The sequence below is a fragment of the Hominimerdicola aceti genome (genome assembly GCF_025567495.1).
Taxonomy (GTDB): Bacteria; Bacillota; Clostridia; order Oscillospirales; family Ruminococcaceae; genus Hominimerdicola; species Hominimerdicola aceti.
The window spans coordinates 225,868-232,082 of record NZ_JAOQJZ010000004.1; the positions used below are offsets into that span (position 1 = coordinate 225,868).

Here is a 6,215-nt window from a genome sequence, read left to right on the forward strand (position 1 = left end):
GATAGGTTTTTCAGAACATACCTGCAAGATACATTCTGCTTTCATAAAGCTTTTTTGAATTTGTATCGAAGGCAAAATGATATCTGTAGAGAGGTGTAAGCCCTGCGGCATTTTTCTCACCTGCAACATATGCAACGAAAACATCAGGGTCAGTGTCGCTGTTCACACAGTATGTTCCGTCCATTGACATATCGCCCTGTGAGTAAACATAGGAAAGATAGTTGCCTGAAATGCTGTTCTCGCCCTTTGAGATGCCCTGAGAAGCAAGCATATCCTGCACTGATCGTGCTGAATAATTGTCTATGTTGTCATATATCTCATCAAGCTTCTTTGTGCTTGTGACATCATAGCAAAGCCTTGTTGGCATACCGGTCGGTATCCAAGCAGGGGTGTAAATATCGTTTGACATAGGCGTTTCCTCTGCCCATACCACATAGCTGTCTGCAAGAGATACCTGTCCGTCAGGGTTTGTTAGATTTGCAACATAGACCGTTATCTCATCTCCCTGCGGCTCGACCTTTGGGATAAGGGTCATGTAATAGCTATCCCACCATTCACCGCCGAAATAGTTGTCAGCACCTACACGATAATTGAGCATTTCGCCCTTTTTATCCTCATAGTGACCTCCATCGCAGTATACAAAGCTATACTCGTCAGCATATTTTGCATAGAAATCAGACGTCTTTATATATCCGCCCACCTGCATGATGTCACCATTGAGCTGAACAAGACCTGACGAAAGATCAGCATTTTTTATCTCGTCAGACACAGTGTAAACAGCCATTTCAAGCTCGCTGTTTGAATTTGTACCGCTTGCATCATCGTCAGTAACATTATCTTCATTATCAGCATTTTCATCAAGTTCGTTTAGATTGTCCTCTATCTCCTGCTCGTTCACTTCCCCTTGTGCGTCTGTCTGAACGGCTGTGTTTGGCTTATCAGCATCTGCTGTCGTATCTCTGTTTGCAAGCACCACCGCTGTGATACCTCCGCCAACTACTGCCAATGCGACCACACCTGCTATTACTTTTGCTTTTACTGTGGAAAACATACCTTTTCCTCCCGATTTACTTATTGTAGTATTTTTATCGGGAACAACTTCCATGGCTGACGCCTTGCTGAAAACGGATAATTCAGGCAGCTTCAAATGCTGACATTCCTGCATAAATATCTTTGACAGAACAGGTATAGGCATAACAGCATGAAGCCTGTCATTGTTTTTCTTTTCGTAAATAAGCACCGCCTCCCTTATCTTCTTTCTTGCAGCGCTAAGACGGGAAGTGACAGTGCCAACAGAACATTCCATTATCTCTGCTATCTCAGCTACGCTCATCATATCAAAATAGAAAAGTATTATTGTCTGACGCTGTTCGTCAGTGAGAGCGGTGTCGATAATGTTCATTATTATCCTGCGTTTTTCTTCGCTGTCGGCATAATCGTCAGGGATAAGCTCGCTGTCGGGCGTATCGACGATTATCTTTTCCGACTCCTCCTCCGCAGTGCGGGGATTTTTCCTGAAATACATTTTGCAGTTGTTTATGGCAATGCGGTTTACCCATGCTGAGAAATTCTCAGGCTCTTTAAGACTGTCAAGCTTTTCAAGAGCTTTCATGAAAGTGTCCTGAGTTATATCCTCTGCCTGCTGAGCATTTCCAATAAGCTTCAGGCAGTTAAAATATACCGACCTGCCCGTTTCTTCGTAAAGCTCGCCGAAAGCTGCTCTGTCACCCTGTCCTGCCTGCAAAACAAGACGTCTTATCTTTTCCTTTTCCATTTTTCTACCCAGCTTCCTTTTTATTATCGAACAAAAATATTCCGTTTTCAGCACTCGGTTATTGTTCCGACATCACTTAGATGTTTGCTGAAAACGGAATATTGAGCAAATATAAAACTTAATATATTGTTTACAAAATATTAATCAACATATTCTCTGACTCTGAGATGTATACCCACGCTGTCAGCAACCGCCTGAGATTTTTTTATCTCCTCTTCGCCGATTATATCAACCACAGTGAGCATTACCTCAGGCACGAACTCTTTCACTCTTTTTGCAAAAGAGAGCATTTCTTCAAAGCAGTTCACGCCCTTGAATGAGGGTCTTGTTATCTCGTCATAAGCCTTTGCGTCAGAAGCGTTAAGACTTATTGAGATTATATCAACAAGTCCCTTGAACTCAGCAGGAGTTTCACGCTTGTTGATAAGGTCGCTAAGACCATTTGTGTTGATCCTTATAGGTGTCTTTGTAACAGACTTTATATACTTTGCAGTTTCTTTGAGTATTTCAAGCTCACAGGTAGGCTCGCCATAGCCACAGAAAATAATTTCCTTGTAGCTGTCAAGGTCACGCTTTTTGATGTCGTCTATTACCTCTTCGGCAGTAGGCTGATGTTCCAGCCACAGTGGGTCAGAGCCATAAGCACCGTCACCGTTGTGACGAATACAGAATGTGCAGTTGCATGGGCACTTGTTTGTGATGTTGAGATAAAGCTTATCGCCTATCTCATAAGAAATATTCATAGCTTTTATCATTATAATTACCTCTTTTTTGTAATATATCAAAGTATAGAGTAAACGGGCGAACACTGTTCGCCCCTACAGAGAGAAATCATCGCCGTTAGGCGATACCTTCATTCCTCATTCCTCATTAATATCTATTCTCTTATCTGTCCGTTGCCTGAGATAAGATACTTTGTGGTGGTCATTTCTCTAAGACCCATAGGACCTCTTGCATGAAGCTTCTGAGTGGAAATGCCTATCTCAGCACCAAGACCGAACATTCCGCCGTCTGTAAATCTTGTTGAGCAGTTTACATATACTGCCGCTGAGTCAACACGCTTTTGAAATTCCTGTGCGGCAAAAAGGCTTTCCGTAACGATACACTCAGAATGTCCTGTAGAAAATCTGTCGATATGTTCAAGTGCTTCCGCCATGTCGTCAACGACCTTGATAGAGATTATATAGTCAAGAAACTCTGTTGCATAATCGTCATCATCAGCAGGAGTAACGTTTTCAGAGCCAAGTATCTGCCTTGTAAGCTCACAGCCTCTTATCTCAACGTGGTGCTTGTCAAGTCTTTCTTTAAGCTTCGGGAGAAAATCCTCTGCAATATCCCTGTGAACAAGACAGCTTTCAACTGCGTTGCATACAGACGGACGTGAGGTCTTGCCATTATCAACAATGTTCACAGCCATTTTTATATCCGCACTTGCGTCAACATAAACGTGACAGTTTCCTGTGCCGGTCTCAATAACAGGCACAGTGGCAGACTGTACAACAGCCTTTATAAGCTGTGCGCCTCCCCTTGGGATAAGGACATCAATATAATCATTAGCTTTCATCATATCAAGAGCGATGCCTCTGTCAGTATCCTCCACAAGCTGAATGATGTCAGGGCTGAAGCCTGCCCTTTCGACAGCCTTTCTCATTAGGTCGGCAAGCATTTTGTTTGAGTTTATTGCTTCCTTTCCGCCCCTGAGTATAACAGCGTTTCCACTTTTAAGGCAAAGTATAGCGCCGTCTACAGTAACGTTAGGTCTGGCTTCAAAAATAATGCCTATAACACCCATTGGCACTCTTACTTTCTCGATCTTCATGCCGTTAGGTCTTGTTGAGCCTGAAACAACTTCGCCCACAGGGTCGTCAAGCTGTGCAAGCTCCTCGCAAGCCTTTGCCATGCCCTCGATACGGCTGTCATTGAGTGCAAGTCTGTCAAGCATTGCTTCCGACATTTTCCTCATTCTGCCGTTTTCAAGGTCCACCTTGTTTGCTTCGATAATATCGTCCTTGCAAACTCTCAGGATATGTGCGATCTCAAGAAGTGCGTCATTTTTCTGTGTTGTTGAAGCGAAGGCGATATCCTTTTTGCAAGCTTTTGCTTTATGTCCCAAAATATCGATGTAACTCATTTTTACTATACCTCCCCGTTAGCTGTAAAAAGTGTTCCTATAGGTTTATTTTCAAAAACCTTATACAAATGTCTTGGATCTCTGCCGTTCATGATGATAAGATCTATTCCGCCATTTTTGCATATCTCAGCGGCTTTTATCTTTGTCGCCATTCCGCCTGTGCCAAGAGAAGAACCTGCACCCCCTGCAATAGCCTTTATCTCCTCCGTTATCTCAGGCACAACAGGGATAAGCTCAGCGTCATCGTACTTATGAGGGTCTTTGTCAAAAAGTCCCTCGATATCAGACATTATTATAAGAAGGTCTGCATTAGCAAGCACCGCAACATTTGCCGCAAGAGAATCGTTCTCGCCCATTTCAAGCTCCAACTCATCAATAGACACCGTATCGTTCTCGTTCACAATAGGGATAGAACCAAGCTCTATGATGCGGTTAAGGGCGTTCTGCACGTTTATGCGTCTGTCCTCAAGAAGAATATACTTTGTAAGCAGAAGCTGAGCCACATTAAGGCTGTATTCAGAGAAAAGATTATCGTAAAGATACATAAGCTCACACTGACCCACCGCCGCACAAGCCTGTCTTGTGGGAGTGTCCTTTGGTCTTTCCTTTATGCCCAGCTTTGCTCTGCCAAGACCTACCGCACCGCTTGATACAAGGATTATCTCATGTCCTGCATTTTGCAGATCGGCAAGAGTTTTAACGAGCTGTTCCACACGGCGTATATTAAGAAGCCCTGTGCTGTGAGTAAGAGTAGAAGTTCCTACCTTTACCACAACTCTTTTCTTTTTTGTCATATCTATCATTTTCATCATGTCCTTATTGTTATTTTCCGTTGACAACATTCTGTGGCGTACCCTCTATCCACATTTTCAAGTTCTGCGCAACAGTTTCAAGAAGCCTTTCTCTCGTCTGCTTTGGTGCCCACGCTATATGTGGGGTAACAGTGCAGTTCTTTGCGTTTCTGAGAGGGCAGTCTTCACCCATTGGCTCGTTTGTGAGAACATCAATTCCTGCCCCTGCAATGACTTCATTTTCAAGAGCCTGTGCAAGTGCCTTTTCGTCCACAAGACCACCCCTTGCAGTGTTGACGAAAAATGCTGACTTTTTCATCATGCCAAGGCTTTCGGCATTTATCATTTTTTCATTATCCTTTGTAAGAGGACAATGGAGCGTCACTATATCAGAGGTCTTTAGAAGTTCTTCAAGGCTTACCGCAGGCGTGCCGTCAGTTATTTTCTGGGGTGAGCGTGTAAAGGTGATGACCTTCATGCCGAACGCTCTTGCTATCTCAGCAACTTTCTTTCCTATGTCGCCATAGCCTACTATACCAATGGTTTTTCCTGCAAGCTCATAGGTAGGGATACCAAAATATGAAAACAGCTTATAATTCACCCAGCCGCCCTCGTCAACTTTCTCGGCATATTCTCTTATCTTGCTGAAATAGTTGAGGATAAGTGCAAAAGTATGCTGAGCAACTGCGTTTGTAGAATATGCAGGCACATTGCAGACCACTGCGTCATGCCTGTCTGCGGCGGAGAGGTCAACATTATTATATCCCGTTGCAAAAAGACCGACGTATTTCAGGTTTTTGCACTTTGAGAATACCTCCTCTGTTATAAGGCACTTGTTACATATAACAGCGTCAGCGTCGCCTATCTTTTCTGCGACCTGTTCATTTGGTGTAAAACCATAAACAATGCTTTCACCAAGGACTGTTATTCCCTCCAGCGACACATCGTTTCTTGAAACTGTTTCAGAGTCAAGTATAACTATTTTCATTCTTCATCTTCCTTTTGAGCAGTTTCCGACTTTTCCTCGGCATTCTCCAAAGCTTTCTGCTTTTTAGCAAACCTATGGGAAATAAAAGCTGTTGCCGCAAGAAGCGCTACCTCTGCACCGAAAAGCATACCGATAACAAAGCTTTTTGTGGTAAACTGAGTAACTATAGTAAGGTCGATAGCTATCATTAATGTAAGATAATGATAAGAGCCTTTCCTTATGAACTGAGTTATATATAAAAGCGTAGCGATAACGCAGAATATCATATGCACCTTAAAAGGCAAGGGGGCATAAACGTTCTGCAAGGTCGCAGTTTCCGCCGCCAGTGTTTCTATCACACTATCATCTCCTAAAGCATTATTTTATCATACTAAGATATTATACCACAGTTTTACGTCATTTGCAATAGATTTGAGCCTTTATAACGGCTTTATAAATGTAGTGCTACAATAGATATTGGACAAAATTAAGAAAAAAGAAAAGAGAGATAGGCAAAAATCTGATAAAATAAAGTTACCACACAAATACAAA

General features: G+C 42.8%; 6 protein-coding genes. All 6 read right to left on the reverse strand.

Annotation, left to right across the window (positions count from 1 at the left end; genetic code table 11):
• Positions 1–10: 10 nt before the first annotated feature.
• Positions 11–1,774 carry an RNA polymerase sigma factor gene (locus tag OCV57_RS06015; RefSeq protein WP_267300802.1) on the reverse strand — a complete coding sequence of 588 codons (1,764 nt, stop codon included), beginning with the start codon at positions 1,772–1,774 and terminating at the stop codon, positions 11–13.
• Between the two features lie 140 nt (positions 1,775–1,914).
• Positions 1,915–2,529: a TIGR04100 family radical SAM protein gene (locus OCV57_RS06020; RefSeq protein ID WP_242988940.1), complete on the reverse strand. Its 615-nt coding sequence runs from the start codon at positions 2,527–2,529 to the stop codon at positions 1,915–1,917.
• Between the two features lie 122 nt (positions 2,530–2,651).
• Positions 2,652–3,905 carry a glutamate-5-semialdehyde dehydrogenase gene (locus tag OCV57_RS06025; RefSeq protein ID WP_267300804.1) on the reverse strand — a complete coding sequence of 418 codons (1,254 nt, stop codon included), beginning with the start codon at positions 3,903–3,905 and terminating at the stop codon, positions 2,652–2,654.
• A gap of 5 nt (positions 3,906–3,910) precedes the next feature.
• Positions 3,911–4,708, reverse strand: a complete 798-nt coding sequence (proB, locus tag OCV57_RS06030) for a glutamate 5-kinase (protein WP_022287218.1) — start codon at positions 4,706–4,708, stop codon at positions 3,911–3,913.
• 19 nt (positions 4,709–4,727) lie between these two features.
• A complete protein-coding gene (locus tag OCV57_RS06035) occupies positions 4,728–5,684 on the reverse strand; it encodes a D-2-hydroxyacid dehydrogenase (RefSeq protein WP_267300805.1) in 957 nt (318 codons plus the stop codon).
• Positions 5,681–6,022, reverse strand: coding sequence for a hypothetical protein (locus OCV57_RS06040; RefSeq protein WP_022287216.1), 342 nt, complete (start codon positions 6,020–6,022; stop codon positions 5,681–5,683). The genes OCV57_RS06035 and OCV57_RS06040 overlap by 4 nt, the downstream gene beginning before the upstream one ends.
• Between the last annotated feature and the right edge of the window lie 193 nt (positions 6,023–6,215).

Excerpts from the sequence above, each read along its gene's own strand:
- proB (WP_022287218.1), bottom strand. The coding sequence starts at position 4,708 with ATGATAGATATGACAAAAAAGAAAAGAGTTGTGGTAAAGGTAGGAACT.
- OCV57_RS06025 (WP_267300804.1), bottom strand. The coding sequence starts at position 3,905 with ATGAGTTACATCGATATTTTGGGACATAAAGCAAAAGCTTGCAAAAAG.
- OCV57_RS06015 (WP_267300802.1), bottom strand. The coding sequence starts at position 1,774 with ATGGAAAAGGAAAAGATAAGACGTCTTGTTTTGCAGGCAGGACAGGGT.
- OCV57_RS06035 (WP_267300805.1), bottom strand. The coding sequence starts at position 5,684 with ATGAAAATAGTTATACTTGACTCTGAAACAGTTTCAAGAAACGATGTG.
- OCV57_RS06020 (WP_242988940.1), bottom strand. The coding sequence starts at position 2,529 with ATGATAAAAGCTATGAATATTTCTTATGAGATAGGCGATAAGCTTTAT.